The sequence below is a fragment of the Schlesneria paludicola DSM 18645 genome, from assembly GCF_000255655.1.
Lineage (GTDB): Bacteria > Planctomycetota > Planctomycetia > Planctomycetales > Planctomycetaceae > Schlesneria > Schlesneria paludicola.
The window spans coordinates 410,800-437,643 of the sequence record NZ_JH636434.1 but is presented as its reverse complement, the minus strand read 5'-3'; the positions used below and the strand labels follow the sequence as shown (position 1 = coordinate 437,643).

Sequence of the window (26,844 nt, the reverse complement as noted above, 5' to 3'; positions counted from 1 at the left end):
GAGGACTGATGCCTTGAGTTTCAGAGCATCTCCCGACATCAGTTGACCATTCGCGCAGAATGCGGGCTTAGCCGAACACTGTTGCTTGCCTACGTCCTGATTCTGTCGCGTCGCGGCTAAGTTTTTGTGTCGGACAATACCGACGTCGAGTACCGCAATGAACATGCATGAATGGCTGCCCGAATTTGAGGCGCAGATTCAACAAAACATTGCCGCAAGCTCATTGTCCATCGGGTCACTCTGATCAATCCACGTCGCTGTGATGCCGTCCCAGTCTTGCCGATCTGGCCACTCCGCGAACTCGTCGAATCGATGCTCGCAGTTCGCTACGCCCTTCACGTCTTTTCCGTCCAAGATCTTGTTCACGGTCATGAAACCAGGTCTATCCGATAGCCGATCGAGTTTATGCCGGCCGATCGTTTGGTTCGCGTGTCTCACGACTTTCATCGGTACCGGAATCGACAACAGGGCTAGATCGCCTTTGTAGTTCACAACGATAGCTCCGGTCGCGCAAGTGGAGGATCGCACCTGCGCGATCTGGGCGATAGAGTGAACCGGTTCACAATGCCTTTCATCCAGCAGGTAGCCTGTCATGACGATTCCAACGAAGATCGGCAAATACACGATCGATTCGCAGCTAGCAAGCTCCGCGGTGGGTATGCACCGATACTCGGCCGTCGATCGTTCAGTAATGCACGAAGTTGAGCTTTGGGTGTTTTCCGATCGTTCGGCGACCTTTCGCGAGGAGTTGCTGAATTGGGCGCGTAGGTTCGCAACAACTGCCCACCTTCATCTGATTCCGGTCATTGACGTCATTCCGACAGAGGACGGGCACTATTGCATGGTTACACATTCGGTCCCCGGGGCAAACTTGTTTGAAACGTGTGGCGGTTCGGGATTACCAATCGATGAATGTGTTCGCATTGTTGCGGCAACTGCGAGCGCTCTGGACCACGTGCACGCCAAAGGAATTACACATGGCTCCATTTGTCCATTCTGTATTCTGAGCGAACATGAACGACCTAATGTGTATCTCACGGACTTCAGCATCGTGCCCCTCGATCGCGGTGTACCGGCCTATGCCAGCCCTCAAAGGCTAAAACTCGAGACGGGCCCCGATACTACAAGCGACATCTACTCGCTTGGCATGTGCTTTCACCACGCCCTTACGGGCAAGCAACCGTTTGAAGGTTCGTCGCTTGAAGTCTTGGAACAGGCCGCATCCGGCAGCCCCGTATCGCCTCGGCGCCAGAATCCGTCGATTCCCCTGGAGCTTGAGCGAATATGCCTGAAAGCCATCGCAATCAATCCACAGGGCAGGTACGCGACAGCCGGAGAAATGGTAGCGGACTTAAGAAAGTGGAAATCCAGCAAAGCTTGATGGCCGTTTTGCTCAGGACTCGCGGCCACTTTACGCGTTTGATGATCTGCTTCGAGCGTACGGAAGTTCCTCAACTGGTCTGAAAACTTCCTCGGGACTTCAGGCAGCGAAACCCGTTGCTAGGCGTATTGCGGGCAAAGTCGGACATGATCGACTTCGGCAAACGCGGGTACTTTCCTAGACGTGTGTTGGTCCTGATGGCTTGGCTGTCTTCGTCTTGCTAAGCAACAGCCAAGCCGATAGCAGGGTCAGTGGGAGAGATATTGTTGAAAGTGGTGTTTGGGAGACGAAAGAAAAAAGGCGGCGTATCCTGCTGTTAGAGAAAACTCAGCAGCCCCCATTGGGGCCAGAAGGAATGCCACCCATGCGACTGACTACGACGAATCAGGCTGGGAATCCAGCGTTTGGAGCCTCGGTGAACGAACGATCTGTGATCGGTTTCACGGGGAGTGACCAGAGCCGCAGCCCCTTGGATACGTTGATTCGGGAAGGAGCCAGGAAGATGCTGCAAGCGGCTTTAGAGAAAGAAGTCCAGGAGTTCCTGGAGCAGCATTCCTCCCGAGTTGACGAACAGGGACACCGTCAGGTTGTTCGGAATGGTTACCTGCCCCCACGAGAGATCGTGACAGGAGCCGGCCCGCTGGGAGTTTCCCAGCCTCGAGTCCGTGACAAGTCCGTTGATGTCACAGAACGCGTTCGCTTTTCGTCATCGATCCTTCCTCCTTACCTGCGAAAGAGCAAGTCGATCGAAGAACGGATTCCCTGGCTGTATCTCAAGGGGATTTCGACAGGTGATTTCTCGAAAGTTCTGCAATCCCTGATCGGCTCGAATGCCAGTGGATTCAGCGCGAATGTGGTCGTTCGGCTTAAGGAACAGTGGTCCCAGGAGTATGACGCCTGGAGCAGACGCAACCTTTCCGGGAAGCACTATGTCTACATCTGGGCCGACGGCATTTATGCCAATGTCCGCTTGGAAGATGAGGCCAACTCCCGTCAATGCTTGCTCGTTCTGATGGGGGCCACGGCCGAAGGAGAGAAAGAACTGATTGCCGCCATCGACGGCTACCGCGAGAGCAAACAGAGCTGGATGGAGGTTCTACTGGATCTGAAGCAGCGTGGACTGACTATCGAGCCCAAGCTGGCGATACTTTCCAGTGCGTCTCCACTGGTGGGGGCCTCGAATGACCCGTTGTGGTACAATCCCTGACGACGTAAGTAGTCGCGGACTTCACAGGAGGAGCTTTTCGATGATTGTGCATCCAAACGAGACTCGAGTGATAGCTGTAGTAAAAGAAATTGTACCGGGGATTGATGGTCAAGGATTTGATATCGAGCTGCAAATCGATGAGAATCAATCGCCCGTGCCTGCAGACGATTTTATCCAACCTCAGCCAGGCGATCGCTTAAAGGTATATTCTTCTTCATCAGGAACCCTGAAGCCCGGCGAGCAGATCCAAGCAATCTTGGGACTGTCCGCCGGACCATTTGATCAGAGGGTGATTCTCCGGAAACAGGAGCCAGTCAAACATTGACCTTGGCTTTGATGATTCCTGAGTTTTCGGTTATTCCCGAGAGCTTGACCTTAGAAGCGGAGCCGTCATTCGACCTGGTGCTGGGGTTCGTCGTGTCGCTCACGGTTTTCACATTAGCTGTACCAGGAAAAAGATCTCCTGCATCGCCACGGTTCGCGCCGAGCTCTAACTCTTTCAATCCGTCGGCCTGAACAAGTCCGACTAAGTACGCCAGCGGATTCGTGTTGTTTGATTGCTTCTCATCGATATGCCATAGCGCGAGCCCACTTCCTGGTAAATATTTGTCTAGCCCCGTCTGCTGGCGATTTTCGATCAGGAAGTATTCCGTACCCGCTGCCCCGCCCGTCCACAACCGGTAACTTGCTTTTGGATCGGTCTCAAGTGTTGGCAGCGATAGAGTTTTGGAGCTAGTCACGTTCGTCGACTTTATCCAGCCCAGCCGATTTAGGCACCAACAACTCATTCGAGTCGGATTTAATCCTCTGTTGCCCCAAGAGCCTCCGCCCATGAGGCACCAATCGCCAACGCCTTCGGACCGATTACTGGTGTCGTAAAGATCTGGGAGCCCAAGAACGTGCCCAAATTCATGACAAAACACTCCAACGTTTCCATCTTCGGGTTCGGTGGAATAGGCAAACACACTGACGCCATTTTTGACGAAAGGCGTCGGCAACGTCCATTTGTGCGACCAGATCATCTCCCTACGTTTAGTGGGATTCGGTTCTGCTTCCGCTCCACCACCAGCATGAATCAAAAAAATGCCGTCTACGAATCCATCGCCATCCGAATCGTACGGTGCGAGGCTATTCGTTGCAGTGAACACCGTGAGTGCATCTTGAAGTAGTCCTGGAGTATTCTTCGGAAAGTTGTTTCCAGTACCACTCTGCCCATCTGTATAAAAGTTGTAAGGCTTTGGCGCCCGTACATAGCCTTTAACATCGCCGGAAACCTGCAAAGCCCCGCCAGAGATCGTATTGTAATACGAAGTCATTGAGTTCGGGTTTCCAGGATCGAAGAGCATTTTTTGGAAATCTGCCGCGGGACGAGTTCCCTTGTTGTCGGAAAAATCGACAAGCAAAGCGAGCGCATGCAATTTCCGAGTTGGAAGTGGAGCGAGTTGGGCGGAAAGTGACAAAGAGCGCGTCCGTCCAGGACTCGATTGTGGTCCCATTTCCGGCGGATAGATTACGCCGTCGTTGAACCCGACGGACATAATCGGTAGGCCAGCGGGAGCGAGGCCCATCACGGAAGCCAGGCGTGTCTCATGCGAGGATAAAGCGCGAGCAGATGCGAGCTCTTTCTTGATATTCTTTAGCACCCTTGGCGAGGGGCAACATACGGAAGGGCCATCGAAATAGGTTCCGAAGTGGACGGGAGGCATCATGGGGTTAACCTTGATTAATACCATTTTCGCCGGGAGGAACTAGTCCGCAATCCGTGAAAACGGTGAAGGGAGGGACATGATTCACTTGAACGTATATAATCCGAACACAAGGAACATTTCAATCGAGTGACATGTATTAATTGTAAATATCCATTCGACTTCAACCGAACGGCCATGGGAAAGTAGCTCTCTCTCTACCATCGGACACATCTTGACGCGACAAGTGTTGGCATATCGATTTGTGCAGAATCATGATTTTGTTTAAGTCGAGTAATGCAAAATATGCGACAAACGTAGAGCCGTGTCGCGAGCATTCGAAACGCCAGCAACATGGATGCGGAGCTTTAAACAATCTCTTCGAGCAAACACAGTGAAGTACCGTCGCGTGATTTCAAATGGCCAATGCGCTAACCGATCACTAATGTGAAACGGAACGTTATGACGTGGTCTAAGCTAAGCGTGATGGCCATTCGATAAAATGGCTGGAAAGCCCACGAGGTGGAAGTTCGTTAAATCACACGAGGGTGGATGAGCGTAGACAAAGCGAGGAGCACGTTTACTAAAGGTCGGCGAGAGTTTTGAAAAACCCATAACCAGGGATACAGATTTTCGAAAAATTCCACGGGGGGAAGGTAGCAAATGGGTCCGTGGGCTCGCGGGGGCCTACCCCCATGCCTCCCAATGCCGCGGTGATCGCCAATTGCGGCTGCGTCGACTGCAAAGCTCTCGAGTCGCCTCTGTAGTCAGTGGCTATCGCGATGAATCCCAGGCGATTCAGCCGCGCAGCGTTATAGCTAGCGCGTTCGGCAACCTGCTCGCTAAGTGAGTTTGTCGGCATTGACTGGCGACGAGGCAACGTACGCAGGCGCCGCATCTCGCCCCGGAATTCACGAAGGCCTTTACCGCGGGGCTTGCGTGCAATGGGGTGGTCGATGTCGGAATGGCAATCGGCCCACCTACGACCTGTAGAAATCAGAGATTCGTCCGAATTTTCTCGAAGATTTCTGATGCATAGCGAGAATTCTGGTCAGGGACTACGACAAACGTAGTACATCAGACAACTAGCTTGCGAGTGCTCATACAAGATCTTGTGGTTCGATTGTCAGTTCGTCGCCGAACTCATGTAAGGGTAGAGGGCGATGTAACTGCGATCAGTTTTCCGCTCTCGCTTCCCTCTGCGGATTCTCGCGATTCACCGACATGCTTCGGTGACGCATCTCAATATCGCGGTGATCAGTTCATCGCAACCCGTGACTGAGTGCTTGGCGCTCGCACGATCCCTCTACTGCCCCTTTGGGGGCGTTCTCTAGGAGCCTGATCCATGTTCGCCTTGATCAATGAGATTGCCGTTGTTTCCTCGTTCTGCCTGTTCTGGGCGTCGTTCGCCACGCTTGGTGCGGTTGTTGTGATCGCGTTGATACCGAGTCGTCAGGTACTGCCACTCGGTCGTCGTCGCGTGCGTTGAGTTGACCGATTTGTTGTTCGTGACAGGTGGCGGTTTTCCCTGAGTTCACGGGCCGCGAGTCGTCAGTGTTTGAGAGTTGATCGAATGGGCATGGCACGCCCGAAGCTGCCAGCGGAGACTACAAAATGTCAGTGTGTGTTCTGGACTGCGATGAACTTTCCCTGTTTGCGGCGATAGCAACTCATCTAAAGCTTGCCACATTCGCTGAATGCGTGGCGATGGCTGAGCTAATCTCGGTTTCGAACTGTGCGGCATTCAATGCCCAGTACGGTGAGAATCAACAGTCTGCCAGTCTCAACGACATCGAAAGGGGGGCATTAGATCGGCTCGCGAAGAAGAACTTCGTCGGCCGTGCGATTGGTGGACTCACCTACAACATGGTCGCGAACAATGGGACCGCATACATCGGAGCGTTAGCGGCCTCTCGTGACGACGTGACTGCCAGATCTGAATTTGATCGCCTCGCCGCAATTGAGAAGCAAGTGTCGGCATGGCACAAGGCGGAATGCCGACGGATCGAGAGACAGGCCGAGGACGATCAAGCGTTCACTGAAGTTGGCCCATTGCCGATCCTGACGGACGAGGAACTCAAGGCGAAGATGCTCGCTTCTGGTGCGTCACGCTTGATCTACGCTGAATTCAGAGTTGATGAATCAGACTCACAATCAGACTACTGGGGCGGGCGATCTGGTCGACGTGTGGTGATTGGTTTTGGAACCGGCAAGCGTGAGTCATTCAAGCAATTGCGCGTTGCCGCCGCACAGTTCCCGCCAACGGCTGAGTATGCACCAGGTCACGATCGGTACACCGTGAGCCTCAAGTGGGACCACGATCGAAATGACGATCCGAATCGCGCCTGGATCAGCTTTGGTGATGGCAATGGTTGGAATCCTGATCATCCGCGCAAGGGGCAGTCGGTTCTGTTCCATTGGTACAAAGATCGATTCACTGGAGAGCAGGGAAGAATCGGCTTCAAGTTCTCAACTCAAGCGGAGTGTGAGGCATTCATCGCGAACAACCCGCCCTTGGACGGTACTGAATGGTCGACCAGCTCAGAGTCGTTCGAGCACCGCGAAAACTACTCAATGGGTGGCGGGAACTATCTCGGAATCGGGCGGTACTGCGGCTGGTCCGTTCGGTCAACGACATCACTCGGCAATTGTGAATACTTCGAACCACCAACCGTCGAGAAGCGGTTAAAGCGGCTTCGTGCGACCGCGACGCCAATGGTCAGCGAGCTATACGCGGCAAACGTCTGAACGGCGTGCGATTCACCCCATCGGTTTCGGGGGGGATATCCTGCGTCGAGAGCAGGGAGAAGTCGGACATGGTCGACTTTGCCAAATGGCATTCGTCATGCCTCTTACTTCTCGAGGCTTTGGGCGAACTCAACGACAGATCTCTTGCAGAACCTGCGAACCCCAGATGGCATAGCGCCCTTTCGAATTTTCGACTCTGCGGCCAATCGGTCGAGTTGTCGGCTGCTGACGGAGAGAAATTTGCTCGCTGTGCCTGGGTCCATCAAGCCAGCGCAGCCGAATTTGTATCCCCATTTCGAATCGGCCGCGCCCCCGTATATGGCCCCATTGTTCTCACCTACCATCGGATTTGTCCTGTGTTAACTCAATTGTTGCTCGGTGGAGTCAATTCGTTCAGCGTTCGTTTGCACTCGGCCAACTCACGTTCGACCTTCTCTCGTTGGCTTCGTTCACAGTGCACCGCGAATTGTTGGTTTTTCCACTGCTCCTCTTGCCTGGACTTCATCGTCGCCCATGTCACGAAGATTCCAAGTGTCAGGAAAATGATCCAGCCGTCCTTTGAACTCTCTGTTGGTGCGGCAGCCAAAAGCAACGTTAGCGCAGCAATCATCACATGCATCCCCTCGACCCACGATTCGCGACACGGGTCGAAGGATACCGAGGTCGCACCCCGATTTTCTCCTGAAATTTTGACCGTGAATCTGTAGATAGACGGATGGAAAACGTCGCAACGTAAAGGGATAAAACATCATAAAAGCGTTTTCATATTTACGAGTTTCTGGCAAAGGGCAGGTGCTCGGCGACGGGTTTCCTCGCCAGCGAGAAGCCATCGACGCCTATGCGAAATCGTCAGGGATCGTCGTCGAAGAGGAGTTCGTTGACGAAGGCGTCAGCGGTACAACAGAACTCTCGGATCGCGATGCATTGGCTCGCCTGCTCGATCGAATCGAATCGAATGGAGTTCGCACAGTTCTCGTGGAACGGTCGGATAGGCTTGCTCGCGATCTTCTTGTCGGCGAAGTGATCTTGGGTCAGTTTCGCGATCTGGGTGTGAGTGTCATCGAAGCTGCGAGTGGGAACGTTCTCACTGCGGACAATGCTGATCCAACGAAAGTCCTGATTCGGCAAATCCTCGGCGCCGTGGCAGAGTTCGATAGACGAGTCACTGTCGCAAAGCTTCGGGCAGCTCGGTTGCGCAAGAAAGCGAGAACTGGCCGGTGCGAAGGACGACGGCCGTATGGAGTCGAAGCGGGCGAAGCTGAAGTCGTCGGGAAGATCAAAGCCCTGAGACGCAAACCCACGAAGGGCAAACGATTGTCATACGACGAGATCGCTTCGCAGTTGAATTCCGAAGGCATCCCAACTCGTAATGGTGGTCCCTGGCGGGCGTCGACGATTGGCCAGATTTTGGGCCGTTAACCTCGGTACGCCACTTCGGCAAGGACTTGCCGTTCTAGAATGGGATTCAACATACAGTTATCGGAACAAAGTATGAAAGTCACGCAAGAGATGATCGATGTGATCGCAGAACTCATCGTTGAGTATTGGGACAAGAAGGCAGGCCAGGAGAAGTTCACAAAAGACACACCTCCAAAGCAAGACTGCGAAACCAAGGATGCGGCGTTAACGCTGCCTGTTATGCGGAAGCGAACGCCAAGGGCACCGAGAAAGAAATGACGCGAATCGCTCGGTCAATCGAGCATAGCCCGGCCGATTATTTGTCGACCGGGCTATGTTTCCCGACACTGGAATTCCGGCATTGATCAGGCAGCATCAGTTGCCGGCACCTTAGTTGCAACGATCCGTCGGATCGCTCGCAGGTCTCGAGTATCCTCAATCGCTTCCACTGCGTCCGCACATTCCTGTGAAACGGCGGCGATCTCTCGCAGCCACACGACAATCTGCTGGGGCAGTGGCTTCCGCAGATCGACAACCGCATTGGGCGGACACCAGTTGATCATAAGTTCGGCACACTCGATGTTCGTCGCTTCCCGGTAGCCGTGTTCGTTGCTCGGCTCGCCTTTCTCGGCTCGTCGCAATCCGTTGAATCCGCCGTGTTCGAATACGATTCCGTCGGTCTTCTCGTCGATTGCGATGCAGCTTCTCTCGAGAATTGGGCGGGAGAGTTCGTCCATTTGTTTCGCAACGGGGTTGCCGAGAATTTCGCGAAGTTTCGCTCTGTACTCGCTGTCTGTAAGTTTGGTCATGGGTATTCCTTTGTACGACTCGCAGTCGCTGAAAGATTGAATGGAGCCAGCTAGCGGACGGCCGACTGGACTTGAACGACAATTTTGTTGGTTAAGCGGATCGAAGCTTTCGCGGTCGTCCCAGATGTGCGAGGGTATTTCCGCGTTTCATGCGTTCTCGCTCAGACCAACCCGCCTGGATTTCGAGACATGCAGCGCGGATCTCTTCCTCCGTTGGCATGTACTCGGGTTGTCCACTCGAAATGGTTGACGGTTCTTCGGCAGATTCCGGATCAGACCAGAACCATTCAGCGTCGATCGTAAGCCGCCCATCGGTTACGAGGATATTGGTGTCTGTGCTCATTGAGACACCATCCCTTCTGCTGCGGCAAGCGGACAGACAGCGATTACCCAGCTTCGAGGAACGCGAGCCAAGCGATACCGCTCGGTGTTTTCAGCCTCCATTGCCAGATCCACTTCCTGTCGAGTGAACCCAGTGCGGACACATTTCGGATACGCCGTCGGGTCACCCGGCCGATCGGTATCCTCGACTCCGGACAAAATCAGCACCGATCCATTGGTCATTAAGAGCATCCACCGCTTGTTCTGACGGGCATGAACTGAGGCGTTGAATGTAACGGCCAACATCGCTGACAACTCCTTAGACATCCCATCCGTAAGTCCAGGCGGTGACGATCTGGCGTTCCTGGGAACAAAGTTTTCTACCGTGATCGTAATCAGGCCGTGGGTTAGCCTCGTGTCTGGCGTCGATGTTCCGCTGAACGCTGGTTTCGGAGTCTCGTATGGGCGACATAGCTCGGGATTCGCGACTAGTGGGAGAAAAGACTGCATTGGGGAAATGCCCTTTCTGGGGTGATTGTCAGCGGTCATCGAGTAGGCGCACCGCGAGCGCAGACGTTCTTCGGGTGTGCCCGCTGTCGATGAGACGCGGACGTAGAATTCAGCTCAGACAAACAATGAAACGTGCGGCGAGACGCCCGGCCGTGCGGACTCACCAGCAAACGAAAAACCCCTCGCGGATAGCTTGGTCACCACAACGAAGCGATCCCGCGAGGGGTTGAAAGGCGTCGGATTGTCTGCGTCAGAATGACTGACCGCTTCGTTGTGGTAGTGGGAAGATAACGACACTTAACTCGTTTTGTCAAAGGTTTTGTTGAAACTTCCACAAAAGTTCCGTGATACTTCGTGCGAACGGTCAGCTAGGTTCTAATCTCCACATGGCCAGACACGAGCACACTGCCGAGCAATTCGAGAGTATTGCCAACGATCTTGCAAAGGCGATCGAAACGATCAATGCCACCGTTGCAACGATGCGAGAGGCAGGAATGCCGCACGCATTGGTACATGGTTCATCCCCGAAAAATCAGCATCTGCCAGCGGTCCTGGATTGGATTGAAAAAGTGAACGCTGAAGTGAAGATGCAAGCGAGAGCATACCTCAGCGGAGTGGCTTCGCAGGCTGAACTTCTAAAACAGAAGTCAGACAACCAGAAAGCTGCCGCCGCCAAGAAGCCGTGGAAAAAGGCCGCGAAAAAGAAGGCGGAGTGAAGTTTCCGTCCAAGGGCATTGTAAATCTTGCATCATGAATTCTCGGGATTTGCGCCGAGCAAGTTCTCCGGGTGTAAGCCAGGAGTCTTTTGGCATCAGATTTCTGATCCTGTTCGAATCACTTCCGAACCGACTTAAAAAGTGAACGATTCGCCCGTGTCACTCTACGGAATGGATTCCGCATGAATGGTCCGACGTCTACTCAACTGCCAGATGCTCTGCTCCCGGCCCTGCAACAACTAATCAAGGCAATTCAAGAGCATTTGCCGACTAACTCACAGACCCATTTCGCGGCGACTAAGAAAACGTCGACTTCGGCAATGTTGACGACCGACGAGGCAGCGGAGGTCCTCGTCGAACGCTGGACCTCCAAGTCGCTGCTCACGACTTCGCAGGCGGCCAAAGTGATTGGGATGAAGCCTGGTACGCTCGAACAGTGGCGATGCCGGTTTCGGGGGCTCGCTGGCTACCCTCCGTTCATAACGGTTCGCAAGAGCGTACGTTACCGATATTCAGACCTGATGACATGGCTGGAATCTCAATAGTGTGATTGCTTGCTACCAACCCAAGGTAACGCCAGACTCCAGACAAACCGTCACGAGCCATTCGCGAGCCAGAACATGCGAGAGTTCTTCCGGGGTTGGAAACGCAAGTTGGGCATGTTCACGCTGGTGATGGCGTGCGTGTTTGCAGCCGCGTGGGTGAGATCAACCAGATTCTGCGACGTGATTGGGTATTATCGTGACTCGGTGTATGAAGCACCTGACTTCGGTGAGTGGCGTGTGCTCTATAGCGGTGGGGATGTTTATATTGTGTCTGATGCAGGTTCCATAACGGTTCACGCATCGGCACCATTGTTTCATTTACCATCGCTGTGGGAATTGCCTAAAACAAAGATTCGACTGGAATCGGATGAGTCTAAAGGCGAAAGCAACGAAGACTTGTGGGAGAAATGGCCGCACTATCGCCATTGGAATGGTTTTTGTTTGGCTCGATTTGCGGATGCGAGCGATATCCCATTCTCATGGTCAGTGACTTTCCCCTACTGGTCAATCGTTTTCCCGCTCACAGTTCTCTCCGCCCACCTGCTTGTCCGCAAGCAGCGACCGCCAACCAAAGCGGATGGGGCGAGAATATCAGGCACCAATTAGACAATTTGCGGGCTGTCGGCTTTGTGCGGCGGTTAGCAACGCGGCACAGAAGTCGATCATGTCCGACTTTCAATTGTTGCGTGGATCAGGCTTCGAGGCCTTCATCTCTGCGTCGAACGATTTTTTCAGCAACTCTGCCATTTCATCGAACCCACGGATGCCGTCGTCGTCGAGGCCCTTCACGACGTCGAGCATCGCAGAAAACGACTCAAAGATCCGCGGCTGCTCTCCGGTCATTCCTGCGATCTCGAATTCGCGGAGAACGGCAGTTTCGAATGATTGGTACTGCCCAGCGTTCAGACCGCGAAGATCGCGGAGCATCTGGCACAGATTCTTGCCAAGATTTTCAGGGGACGATTCGCGTGCTCTCTTCATTCAAATGCTCCAACAGGTGGTTTGGATGGTTACTCGAACCAACGTAAGTGTCTTTCAAATCGCGACTAAAGCCCAGGCTCCTCCATCTCGGGCGTAATCTAATGCGTATACACATCACTTTTCAGCGGCTTGCTTTGTGTAACTTTTGGACGCTTTGGACGTTTTTTCGGGTTCGGTCGCGAGGAAGCGAACAATCTCCCCCAAACAAATTTCCTCAACGCGCTCCCGCATGGATTGATGCAAGATCCAGCAGTTCGGGCCAGGGCGTTGGATCTGGCGTTCTCGGATTCTGAGAGCGGTAACAGCTTCGTTGACGATGCGTCTCGTGTATCCCATCACACGGAGCTCTGCACGAACTTCGTGTGATGGTCTTGGCCCCCCTAGAAGTGATGCACCTAGTAGGCGAATGCAGTTTTGGAGCGTGACCGTTGATTGCGGTCTGTGCCATCCACCTGCGACGTAATCGCTCATGTCGCGATGCACGAATTTTTGGGCGATCCCATCTTTGAACCTCACTGGCATTCTACATGTCGTACATCGCCAGACTCGTTCGCGGTTCGACCACAGATACGCAACTGACTGGCACTGCTTCCGCGGGCATTTTTCGCGTCCCGTGGGTTGGTTGTCTTCATTCGGGACTGCGGGCAAGAGTTTTGGTTCATCGAAGTTCGGTTTGGCTGCGTGCTTTCGCGACGGCTTGCGGCGTGCCTGTCGCTTCTGTTCCAGTGCAGTCTGCCTCTGCCTTTCCGCCGCATCTGGGAAGGACATTTCGGCGTGGGCCTTTACTGCGAGATTCAGCAAGTGCCATTCTGCGGATTCAACTGTCATTTACCTTCCCTGTTCTGTTTTGGCGGACGGATCGGTCCAGCACCTCGTTCAAGCGTTGATTGCCGGGCTCCACAGGATCTGCACTCGCGGACTCTGTAGATCTGGTTATGCATGTCGTCTGACTTTGAATAAATCACTCTGCAGCGGCCGTCGCACCGAATGTCGTGAATGATATTCTGGCACATGAATCCGCGATCTTCAGACATTCGTGGCATGATCTAGACCTGCTTGCTTGCACGGGACTGTAACCTGTAATTGAATGCCCTCTGCGGCCCGTTGACCGATGTCTCAATTGTCGACTCGACCGCACCACACACCTTGCAAACTCGCACTCGGGAAACCCAGCGCATTTCTTTGCTGTGTTCCGATCTACCAACGGACATAAAACCCTTGCATGGCTGACCATCGTTAACCGCAACGCATCTGAATCCGATCTTCGAACTCACTCTTGGCACAGGCCCCTCCTTTTCAAATACATCAGTTCTTCGAACAGGATCACGTGTGGACTTTCAGCGTCATCGGAAAGCCCGTCTGCTCGAAACCACGCTGAAATGATTGCTCGATCGCATGGAGGTTTTTTCGCGTCGAGTAAAGACTGTCATGTAGGCTGATGACGAACTCACCGGGGTTGGTCGCGATAAAGTTTGCGGCCACGGTCTCGATCACGAAATGGGATTCTTCGCGTTGCAGGAGCCTGATCAAATTCGCGTGATCGTTGGCGTTTACTTTCTTAATGAACCGATAGACGCTCGGGAACAGCTCACGGAACTTGTCCTCGACCTTGCTCTGATATTTGCCTTTTTTGGCAATAACGTCCGCCAAAATCTTCTTTTTGATGGCGTCTCGATCCAATTCAGGTGCATTCAGACTCAGCGCGAAGTGATCGTAGAACTCGCCACTTTGCACGAGCCGAATGTACTGTTCGAGATCAGAAAAACGTGAATCATATTTGCCTCTGCTTTTAATTCTCTCCTGTTCTCCTTTCCTGTGCTGTGCTGCGAGCTTGCCGAGAAGAGCTGGTTGGGCATTCGCCACGTCTACACTCACCAGACTCTGATTTCTCACGTGAAGATGTTTTCGAAGTTCCCTCTTTAAAGTCGAGATGCTGTTGGCTAATCGACCGTACTGACTGACGTTCGCGTAGAAGTCGCGACTTTCGATATTTTGGACGTTGATTCCCTGGCAGTCATACGGATTCGACGCTGGATCTAACCCTGCTATTGTCTTTCGCGCCGCGTCGCCATCGATTTCCAGCTGAGCTTGCAGCTTCGCTAACTGCCTGTGAACGGGCTTCATGCGAGCGTCGACATCCTTCGCCGCTTGCGCGTGAAATTTTGCCAAACGCCGAATCAAGCGAAGGTCGGTCGCTTTGACGCGAATGTGCTTATCTTCCAAGTAGCGTTTATCGAGTCGATAGCCGAAGGACTTTGCACCGGGAACGTAGGCGAAACGTTCGACGACGCCACCAACAATTAAAGCTTCAATGACCTCGGCATAGGTTTGCGCCCGCATGACCTTCAGCAAGTATTTTGCCATTAACCTAACAAGCCCTTTTTCATCGACATCACGCCTCGCGAATTTCCACATTATCAAACTGATGAAGTACCTCGCGTCATCGTGCCGCTTGCTCAAAGAAGGGGTCTGCAAGTAGTCTGCAGGTGCAAATGACTCTGGCTGGAGAAACTCAAAGATTTGCTCGTTTAAGTCATTTTTGTGTGGTCTATGACGACCACGCGTTGATTCAGTCCTTGAAGTCGCCATAATCTTGAAGTCCTTCCACTGGACGGTTTCCGATCACGAGCGCCGGCTGATTCCACCCGGCCGGCGCTCAGTCAAAATTCGTGAGATCTCCCAGAGCGTCGCACGCGAAAAATGTCATTACATCGTCAGCGCCGAGCACTGGCAGTCCGTACGCAGATGTCAGGTCTTCAGCCTCGATGAATCCGCAGTCGCGACATAGGGCAGAAGAATCTGCGACGCTAATTGGTGAGACGTGATCCGATTAGATGTCGACATCGCAATTGAGCTTGATGCGATCGAGTCCAAGCCGACGACTCACCTAGATTCTGATTGCCGCTCGCCGCGCATCACGGTGAACTTCATGGCGACTCATTGAGCGTCCACCTCCATGACGAACGAAGCGAAGTTTTTCTGCATCAAATCTCGGATACCCTTGAGACGTGCTGCATCTCGATCCTCAGCAACTCGTTCCTGTTCAAACAAGTCCATGTCGATGACGTTGGCGATGGTGTCGCGAATAATCTGTTGCAGGGTCTCGTGTGGCAGTGCTTCGAGCTCCCAGCTATTCGCTCCAAATTTCTCGATGAAAGCCCGAGAACGTGCTGTTTCTGACTTAGCCTCTAACCCTTGCGGCAGGTTATATTTCAGCACTTGTTCGTGCGTCAGCGCAACCTTAATTGGGACGATATCGCCAATTTCAAAGTCGTCACGCATCGACCGACCAAAGGATTCAGCGATGCATTCGCCGTCCGCGTCAAAATCGCTGACGATCAGTACCACCAGTTTCGACTTCCCAGATTTGCGAAATCGCTTAGCCATCGCATGGCGCGGCGGAAGACTGCAAAATCCACGGGCACTTGTCACTGGCAGACAGAATTCGCTTGCGACATCAGTGACGATCCGTGCGACCGTATTTTTCTCGCACAGCAATTCGACGTGATTCGGCTGGGACTGCATGAGATCCCTAAAGTATCCCTTCAGAAATTCGTTCATCTCAGTCGCGATGAATGCCCCAGGCTCTCTAGATACATTCCAGATCGTTACCGGGCGCGTCTCATCAGCAATCGCCTCGAACGAAATCAAGCCGTTCAGGCGCATTCGTGTGAGCAGTTCAACCAACGACTTATAGGACGCGATGTTATTGCGATACCGACTCTCAGGTTTGCTGGCGTGAATTAAGGGCGGATTATTCAGCAGTACGTAATGAATCTGCCTGTCCGAAACTGGCAAGATTCCTTTCAACTTCTCCAAAGCGCGGAAGATCGCTTCCACCATCGGCGTCTTTGCCGGTGAAATTGCCTTACGCCGCTTGTACGATCCGAGCAAAAGTTGGTCATGATCGACTTTTGATTTTTCCCGACGGTAGTTGATCAATTCCGCCCGGGCCTCTTCGGGGTCAATGTCGACAACCGACTCTCGAAGTTGCTCATCAAGAGCTTTTACTCTTTGCCTGTTGAATTCCCTCAGGAGCACGACGAACCTGTCCGGTTCATCAATCCGCCGAATGTTCTCATACCGACACGGCACTTCAGTCAGGCGAGCGATTTTACTGGCCATGAATCGCCGGTGACCGCTCAGGATGTATCCATCTAGGGTCAGCACCAATGGCTCACGAAGCCCAATTGCTTTTATCGACTGAGCCAACGAATTGATCTCTGGATCGGATGCGAGTACAGGCCTGTACAACGTATCGTTTTCTGGGGATGGTCTGATATCTGCGATCGCGACGTTGACAATCTTAAGTCGCTTGTCCGCACCCTTTTTTTCGGGCCTCGAAGTTTGGGCAGTCGTTGCCATGGAAAAACATCCTTGCGCTACAGGAAGGGATTGACGGCATCTGCTGATGCGTTTTAGGAAGAGACCGATCAGTACCCGGATGATTCGAGGAGCCGGTTAGCTAATTCCGCCTGCTTGCGACGCTGCTGAGCTGTCAGCCCCGCAGGTTGTGCCTGGCCATTGGCCATCCGCAAGAATCGATGGAGGGCTTCAACGCTGGTGCAGCGGATGCCATTCAGCTTGAGAGTCGGCAGCTTGACTCGCTGGTCAGTACCGGCAATTCGCAGCCCGTCAAGAGCCCATCGAAACGCGGTTGCGCGTGACGGCTTTCGCGGGCCAGGACAATGTTTCGGGATTTCGAACAGGCCAATGATCGTTTCGTGTTCGATGTCGATCACATCTGGCTGATTGCTTGGTTTGATCGCGATCATAAAAAATCCTCAGTCAACGAGAGACGAAATGAGTATTCGTAACGCGAAGATGAGGATGACTTCGAGAAGCCGTTTTTTTTAGCCGGACTTTTTCAGTAGTTATTACGGACTTATTCGGAATCGGAATCGGTTACAGTGATGAGGCGGTCGGCGGGCGGATGTTTAACAGAAATCCAGCCAACTCCTCGTATGAGCCTCGCGAGCCTGTTCTGTTCCAAAACGGTCTTCAGCCCAAAATCGTAAAGGCGAGTGGTGACACCTCCAGAAACAGCATCGGCGAGTTTGGTCACCGTTAGTGCTTTTCCTTTTAACGCTTCAAGAATGTTTAATTGATGATTCGTCAAAACGATACTCGGAGACTTTCGCTTACCTTCGACCGCACGATTAACCGAGTTTCGCTGTGAAGCAATCACGGCTCTGCAATGCTCAATAGTTGTATCGATGTGCAGCCTGGCCACGCTCAACTCGCAGCGATATCTGGATTGCAGGCGACGAAGAAGCCCCTCAGTCTCAAGCAACGGAACTTTTTCAGCTAGGAAGAATTGTCCCCACTCAGTGAACTTGGCCAGCCACTTTGCTCGTAGCTCCTCCTGCACAAAGCGCTCTTCAACAAATTCGTCAAACATATGCACTTTGTCATCTGTGGCACAGCACGCGATCGCGTCCACAAAGATGGTAGCTTCCTTTACATCCAGAGTGTCTACATGTTGCTGATCCACTTTGTTTTGAGCTAAAACGTGCGATTTGTATTTATCAATGATCGTATGATCAATTGCTCTGATCATCGTGATATGTGCTTCTATCGCAGTCGAAATCAGTGCATCAACGGCGCTCGAATGATCGCCAGGAAAGTCGAGCAATGGAGCTTTCCGATAGTGATCTCGCAGTTCCCATTCGTATTCGTGATAGCTATCAATTGCTGATTCAAGTTCAAATCCGAGTTGATGAAATCGGGCACAAATGTGCACAAAGGATTCACGGACCATGTCTTCGACCTTGCAACCGAATCGCTTCTCGTCTTTCCTGGCATTCTTGCGAGATAGGTGGTGGCGCAGTGACGCATTTTTGGCCAATTCTTCGTGCCTCTCGGCATAATTGCATAGCAGACATAGATAGTAGTGAACTTCGTTTAAGAAGGTTTCAAGTTCACAGAGGCGGGCCCGTGTTTTTTTGAAATTCATCGCCGTCGGCTCCTGTTGCCGAATCCTGATTGAAGAAACAACTCGGAAGCGGGATCAGGATTCCCGTTTGTCGACTGGCCGGTCTATCCGAGTTGAAAGGAGAGCATACCGTTCTTAACCGAGTGCTTCAGCCGTCTTGATCGCCAGAGCGTCCATCTGGCTCGAATAAACGTCTGTCATGTCAGTCGTCGTGTGTCCTGCAACAGCACGAGCAGCTTCAACGCCGAGTTCCGCCCGCGCCCGCGTGACGTACGTGTGCCGAAGCCAATGAGGTGACCAGCGAGGGATCTTTGCATCGGTACACGCCCGCGTCACGGCCCGGCAATACGAAGTCCGTTCAATGTCGAATAAGGGCTTGTCTGGATCATCTGACAGATACTTTGAGATGATTTCGCGAGCCTTCTTGCCGAATGGGATCATTCGTCGCAACCCGTGGTGAGCACATTTGTGGTCATCCAGAACAGTGGTCCACGTTTCTTTCGTTCGGTCGATCATCGCGGGCGTCAGCGCCAACAATTCGCCGGATCGGGCACCGGTCGCCAACTGTAGGTCAATCAAATCCCTGACGAGCGGCCGGACGCGCTGGCGAACGGCTTCAATATGGACCTGATCAACGGCATGGCGTTTCGGTCGATCTGGCGCGCCATGATCACGGCCCCGAAGCAGTGGCGAGACCGACTGAAGTCGAGTGAGAACATCAACACTCACCATTTCATTCTCGACTGCGAATTTCCACATCCTGCGGACGCGTCCAACCATGACATTGATGTTGCTGCGCGCCCATTTCTTTTCGATCATCTTGGTTCTGACCGCCTTTAGGGCGAGCGGCCCAAAGTCTTTGATCGGAGTCAGTCCATAGAGCGGACGAAGAATTCGGTAGCAGGCCTCGTAACAATCAATCTCGGACGTTGGCACTCCATTCTTCGTGTAGTGCTTGGCGGCGTGTGCCTTAAAGGCCACGATGAGTTCTGCCACGCTTGGTCCGGGATCTTCTTCCGATGTTGATTTTGCCAAGGGGCTCAAGGGTGGGAGATTGGCGTTGACGCGAGCCACCAACGCACCGTACTGGACCATTGATTCAGGGCTCAGGTATTCACCCAAAAGGTAGTCGTGGCCGTTGACACGAACTCTGGCTTGGCCGCTGGACTGATGAAGCAGATATGAAGGGATTGCGTTCTTTTTTCGAGCCACGTGCGGGTTCCTTTCCGTTTCGTTTCGTGGAACGAGTTCCACGATTGAAATAGGACTTTTCTACCGCACGGGCGACCTTCGCCCGGTAATCTGAACTGATTCGGTTCGGGGGGATTATACTGTTTTCTAAGCAAAAAACCGGGTGAATTGCTCCACCCGGTTTTTTCTCGGAAATAGTCGGGCTGACAGGATTTGAACCTGCGACCTCTTGACCCCCAGTCAAGTGCGCTAGCCAAGCTGCGCTACAGCCCGGGCCACGAATTGTTGATGACAACAGCTCGTGCGAGAACTATCGCAACGTCCCGCGATCAATGCAAGAGAGGCTCGTCGATTTCCGTAAAAGTTTTTATTGACAGCCTTTACGCTGGAATCTATTCAACTGTCATTGACCGCCAACCATTGGCTTGTTCCAGCATTGATTCGCGGTCGATTCCGTAGGTGCCGCGGTGCGATTGTTTCAGAAGTGAGACTCGGTCGCGATTCTTTCGTCTTGCCGCCGTGGCCACCAGATCGAGTGCCGTGAACGCAATCAGGCATCCTGTGGATTCTCTCTGGAATTCGAATAGACGGAAGCGATTTGACCCTGCCCCTGGGATGCCGTATTCTGACTTGGATCAAATAGTTCCGATGTTCGCGGCCAGTCTGCGCATCCAAAGCGGGTGGCAGCAGATCGGTTATTCGACGGGGAGTCTGAAACGATGCAACGACGATGTTGGCTGACGATCGTGTTAGGCGCCGTTTTGATCGGCCACTCGTCGATCACGAGGACGATATTTGCCGACGACGAAGTCAAGGTCACACGGATCTGGACCGTCCCCGACAAACTGACGCTGAGCGATATTCGCGATGCGCGCAGTTTGCTTGTCTTGGGTGAAACTCAAGAGGGCAAAATCGTTGATTTCTCACATGTTGCGACACGCACACCTCAGGGGTCGAGCATTCGCGTTGACCAGGATGGATACGTTGTTCCCGTCATGCCGGGGCCGAGTCAGGTTGTCGTCACCGCAGGCGGGCAATCGGTCACGGTTCCTGTTGACGTCAAAGAGCTGCCCAAAAAAGAAGTCGATTTCATTCGGGATGTCGAGCCGATCATGGCCAAGGTGGGCTGTAACCAGGGGACCTGCCACGGCGCCCAGCAAGGTCGCAAGGGGTTCAAGCTGAGTTTGCGCGGTTACGATCCGCTCTACGATTTCCGCGCGCTGGTCGACGATGTGTCGGGACGCCGCTTCAATCGAGCCAAACCGAGCGACAGTCTGATGCTGTTGAAGCCGACCCAAGGCGTGCCGCACGAAGGCGGATTCCTGTTCGACGAGGATTCGCGCGCTTACAAGATCATAGAACAATGGATTGCCGAGGGGTGTAAATTCAGCGAAGCCACTCGGCCATCGCGACTCGAACTGCTGCCCGCGAGCCCCGTACTTGAACGCACAAGTCAGACCCAGCAGATGCAGGTCATCGCCTATTTCAGCGATGGCACCTCACGTGATGTGACCCGCGATGCTGTATTCGAAGTCAGCAATTTTGAAGTCGCGACGGTCAGTCCCGGAGGAGAAATTAAAGCGGTTCGACGCGGGGAGACACCCGTACTTGTTCGATATGAAGGCGCCTATGCCTCAAATACCGCGATCGTGCTTGGCAAGCGCGAAGGATTTGAATGGAAGGATTCTCCCGAGTTCAATTTCATCGATAAGCACGTCAACGCAAAATTGAAACGCTTAAAAATTCTTCCCGCCGAACTGTGTTCTGACGCTGATTTCCTGCGACGCGTTTCGCTCGACCTGACCGGATTGCCCGCAACGGGCGACCAAACCAAGGCGTTTCTGAACGACGCCCGCGATTCCCAGACGAAACGTGCCGCGAAGATCGAGGAATTGCTTGAATCGCCCGACTATGTCGACCATTGGACGCTGAAGTGGAGCGACCTGTTGTTGTCGAATCGAAAGTTTATCAAGGAACAGGGGGTCTGGGCGTTCCGCAACTGGATTCGTCGTGCCGTTGCAATCAATCAGCCCTATGATCAATTCGTTTATGAATTGATGACGGCGAGTGGCAGCACGCTCGAGAATCCGTCTGCGAACTACTATCGAATCGCTCGTGAACCCCGTGAAGTCATGGAAAACATGACACAAGTATTCGTGGGCACGCGGTTCGTGTGTGCTCAGTGCCACGATCACCCCTTCGAGAAATGGACGCAGACCCAGTACTACCAGTTGTCGGCGTTCTTCGGTGGGGTGGGCCGAAAAGGTGGCAATCGCAACGAAGAAGAAGTCATCTACGACATGCGAGCGCCCGCTACGGTGACGCATGCCGGGACGGGGCAAGCCGTCTCTGCGGCGTTTCCGTTTCAACTCGCCAGTGTGGATTTGTCGTCAGAGATTCCTCGCGTCAAATTGGCATCGTGGCTGACATCGCGCGAGAATCCCTACTTTGCGAAAAGCATCGTCAATCGATACTGGAGCTACTTGAATGGTCGGGGAATTATCGATCCGGTCGACGACATCCGACTGAGCAATCCTCCCACGAACCCCGAGTTGCTGGATGCTTTGACCAGCGACTTTATCGCGCACAATTTTGATCTGAAGCACGTGCTGCGCACGATTGCCAACTCACACACGTATCAACGCACGTTCGCGACACAGAAATGGAACGAAGATGATGACGTGAACTATTCACACGCGACCCCTAGACGACTGGCCGCAGAACAGTTGTTCGACGCCATTATGACTGCGACGGGGGCACCGACCAATCTGCCCGGTGTGCCAGGAGGCTTCCATGCGTCGCAACTGCCGGACTCGTCGGCTAGTGTCAGCTTCCTCGACATGTTTGGCCGTGCTCCGCGCGAATCGCCGTGCGAATGCGAACGATCGTCGGAAGTGAGCCTGGCGCAGACACTGACTTTGATCAACGGGCCAACAATCTCGGAAGCGATCGTGCATCCACAAGGGTTGATTGCGAAGCTCGTCGCCGCGAAAGCCGAACCAGTGCAGGTCGTCAATGAAATCTACCTTTCCGTCTTCAATCGCCCCGCGACGGAGGCGGAACGCGAACAGGGTGTAAAGTATCTCGCGACGAATGGAACCGCTGAGGGGGCTCAAGACCTGATGTGGGCGCTCATCAACAGCCCCGCGTTTCTGTTCAATCGATGACCGACCCATATTTCTGGAGTTGCCCATGAAGCTGCCGACGAGCCTCGGTTCGATCCTGATAATCGCCTGCCTCTTCTCTTCCAACGCCGCCTGGGCGGAAGATGCGTTCACACGAGTTGAGGATGTGATTTATGGCCGGAAATGGGGCACGGCCCTGACGATGGACGTGTTTACACCGAAGCAGGCCAATGGCGCCGCGATCGTTTTCGTGGTGAGTGGCGGCTGGTATTCGGCCCATGAAGCGATCAACCTGGCCTTCGCCAAAGAGTTTCTTGATCGCGGCTATACCGTCTTTGCAGTGGTTCATGGCAGTCAGCCGAAGTTTACGATTCCCGAAGTACTTGAAGATCTGAACCGTGCTGTTCGATTCATTCGCAGCAACGCGGAAAAGTATCAGATTGATCCGAGTCGAATCGGCATTTGCGGAGCGTCAGCTGGCGGCCATCTGTCCTTGATGCTGGGGACGGCCGGATCCAGCGGAAATCCGGACGCAAAGGATCCGGTCGACCGTGCATCCAGTCGCGTGCAGGCCGTTGCCTGCTTCTTTCCACCCACCGATTTTCTAAACTATGGCACCCAAGGCGAAATTGCCCTGGGTCGAGGCATCCTGAAGGACTACCGCGCCCCGTTCGATTTTCATGAATACGACAAGAAAACCAAAGCGTTCGTCCCGATCACGGACGAAGCTCGCGTCCTTGAAATCGGTAAATTGATTTCCCCTGTCAATCATGTGACGAGCGACGACCCACCAACGCTGATCATCCACGGTGATGCAGACAAGCTCGTTCCGATCCAGCAGGCCGAGATCATCATTGAAAAACTGAAATCGGTCGGCGTCGCCAGCGAACTGGTCAGCAAAAAAGGACGTGATCACGGGTGGCCTGAAATCGGAAGCGACTTTAAAACGCTGGCCGACTGGTTCGACAAGTATCTGGTGAAGCCCTGATCACGCGGCAACGGACAAAAGCGACGGCACCATCGCCATCACTATCGCATACCGCGTAGTTGAACCGGTTGAAGGCTGCGAACTGTGATCACGTCCGCATTCCAGTCTTCACGTCGAACGCGGGGTCCGATGACGCCCATCGGACGCCCGTTGTACCGGTTCAGGTCAACACCCGGTCCCGGCTGAAGAACGCTCAGCATTCGTCCGTCGGGGGCAATCAGCACGAACTGCGGTCCACCTGGCGTGGCGTTGGTGATCCGCTGGACGATTCCGGCCCCATCAAATGAGGGCGTAGGGCCTGTCGACGGGGCGGCGGCCGGCGCCTGGCCCGAGGCGACGGGCTGAGCCGGGCCAAGCACGGGTGCCGACGATCCAGGTTGAGTGATCGGCGTTGGCGCCTGCTGCGGATCGGCCATCGGTGACGGTTTGACCGAATCAGGCTGGAATTGAGCTTGTTGCTGCTGGAGCTGCGCATCACGCTCTTTTGTCTCGGACGACAGCTTATAGAAATCTATGTAGTCCTTGTAGACCTTGCGATAACGCTTGACCGCATCGACTCGAAGCTTGATCGTGGATGTCATCGAAGCCAGCCCAACGTCAGCATCGAGCTGTCGATACTGTTGTTCGAGCGTATCGAGGTCCCAGGTTGGCGGATCATTCTGAATCATTTCGCGGAACTGTTGATCGATCTCTGTCAGACGCTGTTTGCCGGCCTGTTTTTCGGTCGCGGTTTCCGTTCGACTGGAGGTGGCTTCATTCGATGACGAATCCGTCAATGACTCACGAACGACTGGACCAGTGGAAACCGGCTTTGCGAATGCATCATCGTCTTGCTCTGCGATCGGACCAGTGCGCTTCTTGGGATGGTCTGATGGGAAGGGATCATTTCGAAACGCATCAATGGGGACGATCGACTTTCGGGCGATCCAGCGCCATTCCCCTTTCGGCGGGGCAATCTTTAGCATGACACGCGGAGCTTCGTCACCAACTTGGAACGATTTCTCGCCAAGGATTTCGACATCGGCATCTTTGGAAAGCTCTGCCTGAATCGTCGTAAAATCGTCTGGATTCAGGTCACTGCCGACGTGAACGACAATCCGATTCTGCTTGAGTGATCCATGATTGGGGCCGTTCTTTTGCACGTGTGAGGCCCTGATCCAACTGAAGCTGCCCTCGGGCGGCTCGATCATGCACCAGCCACCCGGATCATGACGCACGACTTTGACTCGCTGGCCACGGTTCAAGTGGCTGGTTGGATAGAACTTTTTGGAACTCGGTCCGCTCCAGACATCGTCACCGTCAGCGACATCAATGACGGCCTCATAGGGAAACGTGCGTTCTTCGGCGGGCACCGTGACGACCGACGTGAAAAACACGAAGCCGGCAATCAAACACGGAATACGCATGACAGCCTCCGCTGCGGACTCGATGCAGTGTTGAAATTTGGGGGAATGCGATCCGCGACTCGAATGCTGCCACGGATCAAATCTGGGAGATGTGGCGCGGGTTGTAGCCCACCGGCGAAATCTGCTCAAGACCAATTGAAGTCGAGTTTTTCCCAACCTGTTTCGCGAGAAACACCAAATGGTGCTTAAGTCGTCGCGGCTACCCACGGCAGAGGCAGGAGGGCACTGCTCACAGATGTGTACCCCCCGCAGCAGCACGCCTGAGCGGCCAAGGTTTGACAACGCCCCAAACACGAAGGCTCAATGGGGGGCTCACTTCATCAGATGGTCGAGAATCGCCTGATCCAGATTCGGAATACGTTGCATCAGACGTTTACTGAGCGGCATGGGAACGTCGCCCGATTGAATTTCTTCGAAGTAGGTCGCGAGCGATTCTTGCGCCGCCACGGGACCGTGAATTAAGAAATGGACGATCCCCCACGAATCACGGTACTCGCGTTTCTTCATGTCAAGCAGTTCTCGCTTCGACTCAAGGTACGCAATATCGGGCTTCCAACGTTCAAATCGAATGGCGTTTTGCAGTTCACCCCGATGTGGATTCCCTTTTTCGCGACGACCGGCGGGCACTTCGAAATACTCCGCGAACCCCTCGTCGATCCAGATTGGAACATACGGCAGCGCGGTGTGCAAAAGGGCGTGCGTCGTTTCATGCCGCACATCTGTTTCCAGGTCGCTGTGGCGGTAGGCATACACGCGCCCTGCGTCGGTCCCGGGTACATACAGGGCCTGGCGATTGACGCCTTCGGGGATCCTCACGGAGATGTATTGATTGTAGCTGCGTTTGCTATTGAACAAATGAATCTGAATCGCCTGGGGCTGACATCGCAGCCCCAGCGTCTTCTCGATATCGTCTTGCAGATCTCCGAGATCCTGCACCAGTTCGTGCACGTCTCGGAGCGGGAATTCGGATCGGATCAGATAGGGGCCAAGTTCACGCTCATCAGCCCACTGGTGTGCGGCGGGCGGTTTCTTCCACGGTGAGCTAAGAGAGATGCGACTCCATGGCGCGGCCATCACCGACGTCGCGGCGACGAGGACGAAACACGCAACGAGCGAGACAGGACGCATGCCGCGGAGTATAGAATTGAACGGTATTCGGTCAAGATGACTGTTAGGCTTGGCGAGTTCTCATCAAAACGCACGCAACACCTTCACGATGTGACGAGAATCTGCATATGACATACAGACCGACGGGTTCGGCACCAGAGAACCGCCTCGTACCACTCGGGCGAGGCCTGTTTGGCGGAGGGCTCATCCTTCTCGTCTTGCGAGGGCTGCAGATGACAACGCAATTGCCGGGTCTGCCCAGCTTCTGGTATTCGAATCAATCCTTGTGGGTCTGCTTGGGATTTGGCATGACGGCACTCGGATGGCAAATCCTGTGGGGTAAACCCAAAATGCCAGAAAGCGGATGGCGTCCCGCAGTCCCCGGCCGTCGATTTCGATCGGTCATCCTTTACACCAAAGAAGGATGTCACCTGTGTGATGAGGCCGCCGAATTACTCGCACGATACGAGCGGTGGCTGCCTCGTGTTGAAAACATTGAGATCCAGTCCAGCCGTGAACTGACCGAACAATTCCAAACGTGTGTCCCTGTGATCGCGTTTGATGGTAAGATTCGATTTCGCGGACGCGTTGATGAAGCATTACTCAGACGGCTGATCGAAGGCAGCCCTCCCCAGGGCCTGAAGTCGTCCCACGGCCACGGCACGGAGGTTCAGTAGTCGCTCGACGGCTCAATACCAGCATGAATGAGTGCAGGGAATAACAAGAATTTGACGGCCAATCCCTACGCGCAATGTCGGGAACAGCGGGGCAACTGCCTTTTTCGCACTTCC

At 53.7% G+C, this 26,844-nt stretch carries 25 protein-coding genes, 1 tRNA gene and 1 pseudogene; 13 read left to right on the top strand and 14 right to left on the bottom strand.

The features are described from left to right. The first annotated feature begins 592 nt into the window (after nt 1-592). The 3 genes and pseudogenes from OSO_RS0102205 to OSO_RS0102195 all read left to right on the top strand — a co-directional run bounded on the left by OSO_RS0102205 (nt 593) and on the right by OSO_RS0102195 (nt 2,913). Nucleotides 593-1,381 (top strand): serine/threonine protein kinase, encoded by a 789-nt coding sequence (locus OSO_RS0102205; protein WP_010581933.1) that lies wholly within the window; start codon nt 593-595, stop codon nt 1,379-1,381. A gap of 364 nt (nt 1,382-1,745) precedes the next feature. Further along, nucleotides 1,746-2,528: pseudogene (locus tag OSO_RS0102200) on the top strand (IS256 family transposase); the annotation flags it as partial. Nucleotides 2,529-2,628: 100 nt separating this feature from the next. Further along, a complete protein-coding gene (locus tag OSO_RS0102195) occupies nt 2,629-2,913 on the top strand; it encodes a hypothetical protein (RefSeq protein ID WP_010581931.1) in 285 nt (94 codons plus the stop codon). Here the strand turns inward: OSO_RS0102195 and OSO_RS41825 are convergent. Further along, entirely contained in the window at nt 2,903-4,126 is a 1,224-nt protein-coding gene (locus OSO_RS41825; RefSeq protein ID WP_010581930.1) for a M6 family metalloprotease domain-containing protein, read from the bottom strand. The two genes, OSO_RS0102195 and OSO_RS41825, sit on opposite strands and share 11 nt — an antisense overlap. 1,492 nt (nt 4,127-5,618) lie before the next feature. Here OSO_RS41825 and OSO_RS50555 point away from each other — a divergent pair. Both OSO_RS50555 and OSO_RS0102175 read left to right on the top strand, forming a co-directional pair. Then, nucleotides 5,619-5,762 (top strand): hypothetical protein, encoded by a 144-nt coding sequence (locus OSO_RS50555; RefSeq protein ID WP_157604954.1) that lies wholly within the window; start codon nt 5,619-5,621, stop codon nt 5,760-5,762. Between the two features lie 125 nt (nt 5,763-5,887). After that, on the top strand, nt 5,888-7,021 hold the full coding sequence (locus tag OSO_RS0102175) for a hypothetical protein (protein ID WP_010581928.1): 1,134 nt from the start codon (nt 5,888-5,890) through the stop codon (nt 7,019-7,021). A 364-nt stretch (nt 7,022-7,385) separates the two neighbouring features. Here the strand turns inward: OSO_RS0102175 and OSO_RS0102165 are convergent, their stop codons facing one another. Next, nucleotides 7,386-7,631 carry a hypothetical protein gene (locus OSO_RS0102165; RefSeq protein WP_010581926.1) on the bottom strand — a complete coding sequence of 82 codons (246 nt, stop codon included), beginning with the start codon at nt 7,629-7,631 and terminating at the stop codon, nt 7,386-7,388. 137 nt (nt 7,632-7,768) lie between these two features. On the opposite strand from OSO_RS0102165, the gene OSO_RS0102160 reads away from it, so the two are divergent. Next, entirely contained in the window at nt 7,769-8,440 is a 672-nt protein-coding gene (locus OSO_RS0102160; RefSeq protein ID WP_029246548.1) for a recombinase family protein, read from the top strand. A gap of 72 nt (nt 8,441-8,512) precedes the next feature. Further along, nucleotides 8,513-8,698: a hypothetical protein gene (locus tag OSO_RS0102155; RefSeq protein WP_029246547.1), complete on the top strand. Its 186-nt coding sequence runs from the start codon at nt 8,513-8,515 to the stop codon at nt 8,696-8,698. 86 nt (nt 8,699-8,784) lie between these two features. Here OSO_RS0102155 and OSO_RS0102150 read toward each other — a convergent pair whose 3' ends face one another. From OSO_RS0102150 to OSO_RS41820, 3 genes are all read right to left on the bottom strand, one after another. Continuing rightward, a complete protein-coding gene (locus tag OSO_RS0102150) occupies nt 8,785-9,228 on the bottom strand; it encodes a hypothetical protein (RefSeq protein ID WP_010581923.1) in 444 nt (147 codons plus the stop codon). Nucleotides 9,229-9,319: 91 nt separating this feature from the next. Continuing rightward, the gene (locus OSO_RS0102145; protein WP_010581922.1) at nt 9,320-9,571 is read right to left on the bottom strand and encodes a hypothetical protein; all 252 of its coding nucleotides are present in this window, start codon (nt 9,569-9,571) and stop codon (nt 9,320-9,322) included. Continuing rightward, on the bottom strand, nt 9,568-9,855 hold the full coding sequence (locus OSO_RS41820) for a hypothetical protein (RefSeq protein WP_010581921.1): 288 nt from the start codon (nt 9,853-9,855) through the stop codon (nt 9,568-9,570). Before OSO_RS41820 ends, OSO_RS0102145 begins: the two co-directional genes overlap by 4 nt. A 590-nt stretch (nt 9,856-10,445) precedes the next feature. On the opposite strand from OSO_RS41820, the gene OSO_RS0102135 reads away from it, so the two are divergent. The 3 genes from OSO_RS0102135 (at nt 10,446) to OSO_RS0102125 (ending at nt 11,926) form a co-directional block, all read left to right on the top strand. Then, nucleotides 10,446-10,775, top strand: a complete 330-nt coding sequence (locus OSO_RS0102135) for a hypothetical protein (RefSeq protein ID WP_010581920.1) — start codon at nt 10,446-10,448, stop codon at nt 10,773-10,775. 182 nt (nt 10,776-10,957) lie between these two features. Continuing rightward, nucleotides 10,958-11,320: a helix-turn-helix domain-containing protein gene (locus OSO_RS51680; protein WP_010581919.1), complete on the top strand. Its 363-nt coding sequence runs from the start codon at nt 10,958-10,960 to the stop codon at nt 11,318-11,320. 114 nt (nt 11,321-11,434) lie between these two features. Beyond that, on the top strand, nt 11,435-11,926 hold the full coding sequence (locus tag OSO_RS0102125) for a hypothetical protein (RefSeq protein ID WP_157604952.1): 492 nt from the start codon (nt 11,435-11,437) through the stop codon (nt 11,924-11,926). A 69-nt stretch (nt 11,927-11,995) separates the two neighbouring features. Here OSO_RS0102125 and OSO_RS0102120 read toward each other — a convergent pair whose 3' ends face one another. From OSO_RS0102120 to OSO_RS0102080, 7 genes are all read right to left on the bottom strand, one after another. Next, entirely contained in the window at nt 11,996-12,301 is a 306-nt protein-coding gene (locus tag OSO_RS0102120) for a hypothetical protein (protein WP_010581917.1), read from the bottom strand. A 1,323-nt stretch (nt 12,302-13,624) separates the two neighbouring features. Next, nucleotides 13,625-14,665: a hypothetical protein gene (locus OSO_RS0102110; RefSeq protein WP_010581915.1), complete on the bottom strand. Its 1,041-nt coding sequence runs from the start codon at nt 14,663-14,665 to the stop codon at nt 13,625-13,627. A 573-nt stretch (nt 14,666-15,238) separates the two neighbouring features. Next, entirely contained in the window at nt 15,239-16,666 is a 1,428-nt protein-coding gene (locus tag OSO_RS0102100) for a ParB/RepB/Spo0J family partition protein (protein WP_010581913.1), read from the bottom strand. Between the two features lie 68 nt (nt 16,667-16,734). After that, nucleotides 16,735-17,076, bottom strand: coding sequence for a DUF1580 domain-containing protein (locus OSO_RS0102095; RefSeq protein ID WP_010581912.1), 342 nt, complete (start codon nt 17,074-17,076; stop codon nt 16,735-16,737). A 110-nt stretch (nt 17,077-17,186) separates the two neighbouring features. Continuing rightward, nucleotides 17,187-18,257: a hypothetical protein gene (locus OSO_RS0102090; protein ID WP_010581911.1), complete on the bottom strand. Its 1,071-nt coding sequence runs from the start codon at nt 18,255-18,257 to the stop codon at nt 17,187-17,189. Between the two features lie 114 nt (nt 18,258-18,371). Then, nucleotides 18,372-19,448, bottom strand: coding sequence for a tyrosine-type recombinase/integrase (locus tag OSO_RS0102085; protein ID WP_010581910.1), 1,077 nt, complete (start codon nt 19,446-19,448; stop codon nt 18,372-18,374). A 177-nt stretch (nt 19,449-19,625) separates the two neighbouring features. Then, nucleotides 19,626-19,700: transfer RNA gene (locus OSO_RS0102080), tRNA-Pro, on the bottom strand. Between the two features lie 446 nt (nt 19,701-20,146). Between OSO_RS0102080 and OSO_RS41810 the strand changes: the two genes are divergently transcribed. Together OSO_RS41810 and OSO_RS0102060 are read left to right on the top strand one after the other, a co-directional pair. After that, nucleotides 20,147-22,594, top strand: a complete 2,448-nt coding sequence (locus OSO_RS41810) for a DUF1549 domain-containing protein (protein ID WP_010581909.1) — start codon at nt 20,147-20,149, stop codon at nt 22,592-22,594. A 25-nt stretch (nt 22,595-22,619) separates the two neighbouring features. After that, nucleotides 22,620-23,540, top strand: coding sequence for an alpha/beta hydrolase (locus OSO_RS0102060; protein WP_010581908.1), 921 nt, complete (start codon nt 22,620-22,622; stop codon nt 23,538-23,540). Nucleotides 23,541-23,581: 41 nt separating this feature from the next. Here OSO_RS0102060 and OSO_RS0102055 read toward each other — a convergent pair whose 3' ends face one another. Next, entirely contained in the window at nt 23,582-24,946 is a 1,365-nt protein-coding gene (locus OSO_RS0102055; RefSeq protein WP_010581907.1) for an SH3 domain-containing protein, read from the bottom strand. Between the two features lie 312 nt (nt 24,947-25,258). After that, complete coding sequence (locus OSO_RS0102050) at nt 25,259-26,020, bottom strand: hypothetical protein (protein WP_157604950.1); 762 nt, start codon at nt 26,018-26,020, stop codon at nt 25,259-25,261. A 161-nt stretch (nt 26,021-26,181) separates the two neighbouring features. Between OSO_RS0102050 and OSO_RS49600 the strand changes: the two genes are divergently transcribed. Further along, the gene (locus OSO_RS49600) at nt 26,182-26,730 is read left to right on the top strand and encodes a glutaredoxin family protein (protein WP_010581905.1); all 549 of its coding nucleotides are present in this window, start codon (nt 26,182-26,184) and stop codon (nt 26,728-26,730) included. The last annotated feature ends 114 nt before the right edge of the window (nt 26,731-26,844 follow it).

Bases quoted from the DNA above. Each gene is read 5' to 3' on its own strand.
- OSO_RS0102165 (WP_010581926.1), bottom strand. From the start codon at position 7,631: ATGATTGCTGCGCTAACGTTGCTTTTGGCTGCCGCACCAACAGAGAGT.
- OSO_RS0102125 (WP_157604952.1), top strand. From the start codon at position 11,435: ATGTTCACGCTGGTGATGGCGTGCGTGTTTGCAGCCGCGTGGGTGAGA.
- OSO_RS0102100 (WP_010581913.1), bottom strand. From the start codon at position 16,666: ATGGCAACGACTGCCCAAACTTCGAGGCCCGAAAAAAAGGGTGCGGAC.
- OSO_RS0102155 (WP_029246547.1), top strand. From the start codon at position 8,513: ATGAAAGTCACGCAAGAGATGATCGATGTGATCGCAGAACTCATCGTT.
- OSO_RS41810 (WP_010581909.1), top strand. From the start codon at position 20,147: ATGCAACGACGATGTTGGCTGACGATCGTGTTAGGCGCCGTTTTGATC.
- OSO_RS0102050 (WP_157604950.1), bottom strand. From the start codon at position 26,020: ATGGCCGCGCCATGGAGTCGCATCTCTCTTAGCTCACCGTGGAAGAAA.
- OSO_RS0102150 (WP_010581923.1), bottom strand. From the start codon at position 9,228: ATGACCAAACTTACAGACAGCGAGTACAGAGCGAAACTTCGCGAAATT.
- OSO_RS0102120 (WP_010581917.1), bottom strand. From the start codon at position 12,301: ATGAAGAGAGCACGCGAATCGTCCCCTGAAAATCTTGGCAAGAATCTG.
- OSO_RS0102205 (WP_010581933.1), top strand. From the start codon at position 593: ATGACGATTCCAACGAAGATCGGCAAATACACGATCGATTCGCAGCTA.
- OSO_RS0102095 (WP_010581912.1), bottom strand. From the start codon at position 17,076: ATGATCGCGATCAAACCAAGCAATCAGCCAGATGTGATCGACATCGAA.
- OSO_RS0102090 (WP_010581911.1), bottom strand. From the start codon at position 18,257: ATGAATTTCAAAAAAACACGGGCCCGCCTCTGTGAACTTGAAACCTTC.
- OSO_RS0102060 (WP_010581908.1), top strand. From the start codon at position 22,620: ATGAAGCTGCCGACGAGCCTCGGTTCGATCCTGATAATCGCCTGCCTC.
- OSO_RS51680 (WP_010581919.1), top strand. From the start codon at position 10,958: ATGAATGGTCCGACGTCTACTCAACTGCCAGATGCTCTGCTCCCGGCC.
- OSO_RS0102145 (WP_010581922.1), bottom strand. From the start codon at position 9,571: ATGAGCACAGACACCAATATCCTCGTAACCGATGGGCGGCTTACGATC.
- OSO_RS41825 (WP_010581930.1), bottom strand. From the start codon at position 4,126: ATGTCCGTCGGGTTCAACGACGGCGTAATCTATCCGCCGGAAATGGGA.
- OSO_RS0102110 (WP_010581915.1), bottom strand. From the start codon at position 14,665: ATGGCAAAATACTTGCTGAAGGTCATGCGGGCGCAAACCTATGCCGAG.
- OSO_RS49600 (WP_010581905.1), top strand. From the start codon at position 26,182: ATGACATACAGACCGACGGGTTCGGCACCAGAGAACCGCCTCGTACCA.
- OSO_RS0102195 (WP_010581931.1), top strand. From the start codon at position 2,629: ATGATTGTGCATCCAAACGAGACTCGAGTGATAGCTGTAGTAAAAGAA.
- OSO_RS0102055 (WP_010581907.1), bottom strand. From the start codon at position 24,946: ATGCGTATTCCGTGTTTGATTGCCGGCTTCGTGTTTTTCACGTCGGTC.
- OSO_RS0102175 (WP_010581928.1), top strand. From the start codon at position 5,888: ATGTCAGTGTGTGTTCTGGACTGCGATGAACTTTCCCTGTTTGCGGCG.
- OSO_RS50555 (WP_157604954.1), top strand. From the start codon at position 5,619: ATGTTCGCCTTGATCAATGAGATTGCCGTTGTTTCCTCGTTCTGCCTG.
- OSO_RS0102135 (WP_010581920.1), top strand. From the start codon at position 10,446: ATGGCCAGACACGAGCACACTGCCGAGCAATTCGAGAGTATTGCCAAC.
- OSO_RS41820 (WP_010581921.1), bottom strand. From the start codon at position 9,855: ATGTTGGCCGTTACATTCAACGCCTCAGTTCATGCCCGTCAGAACAAG.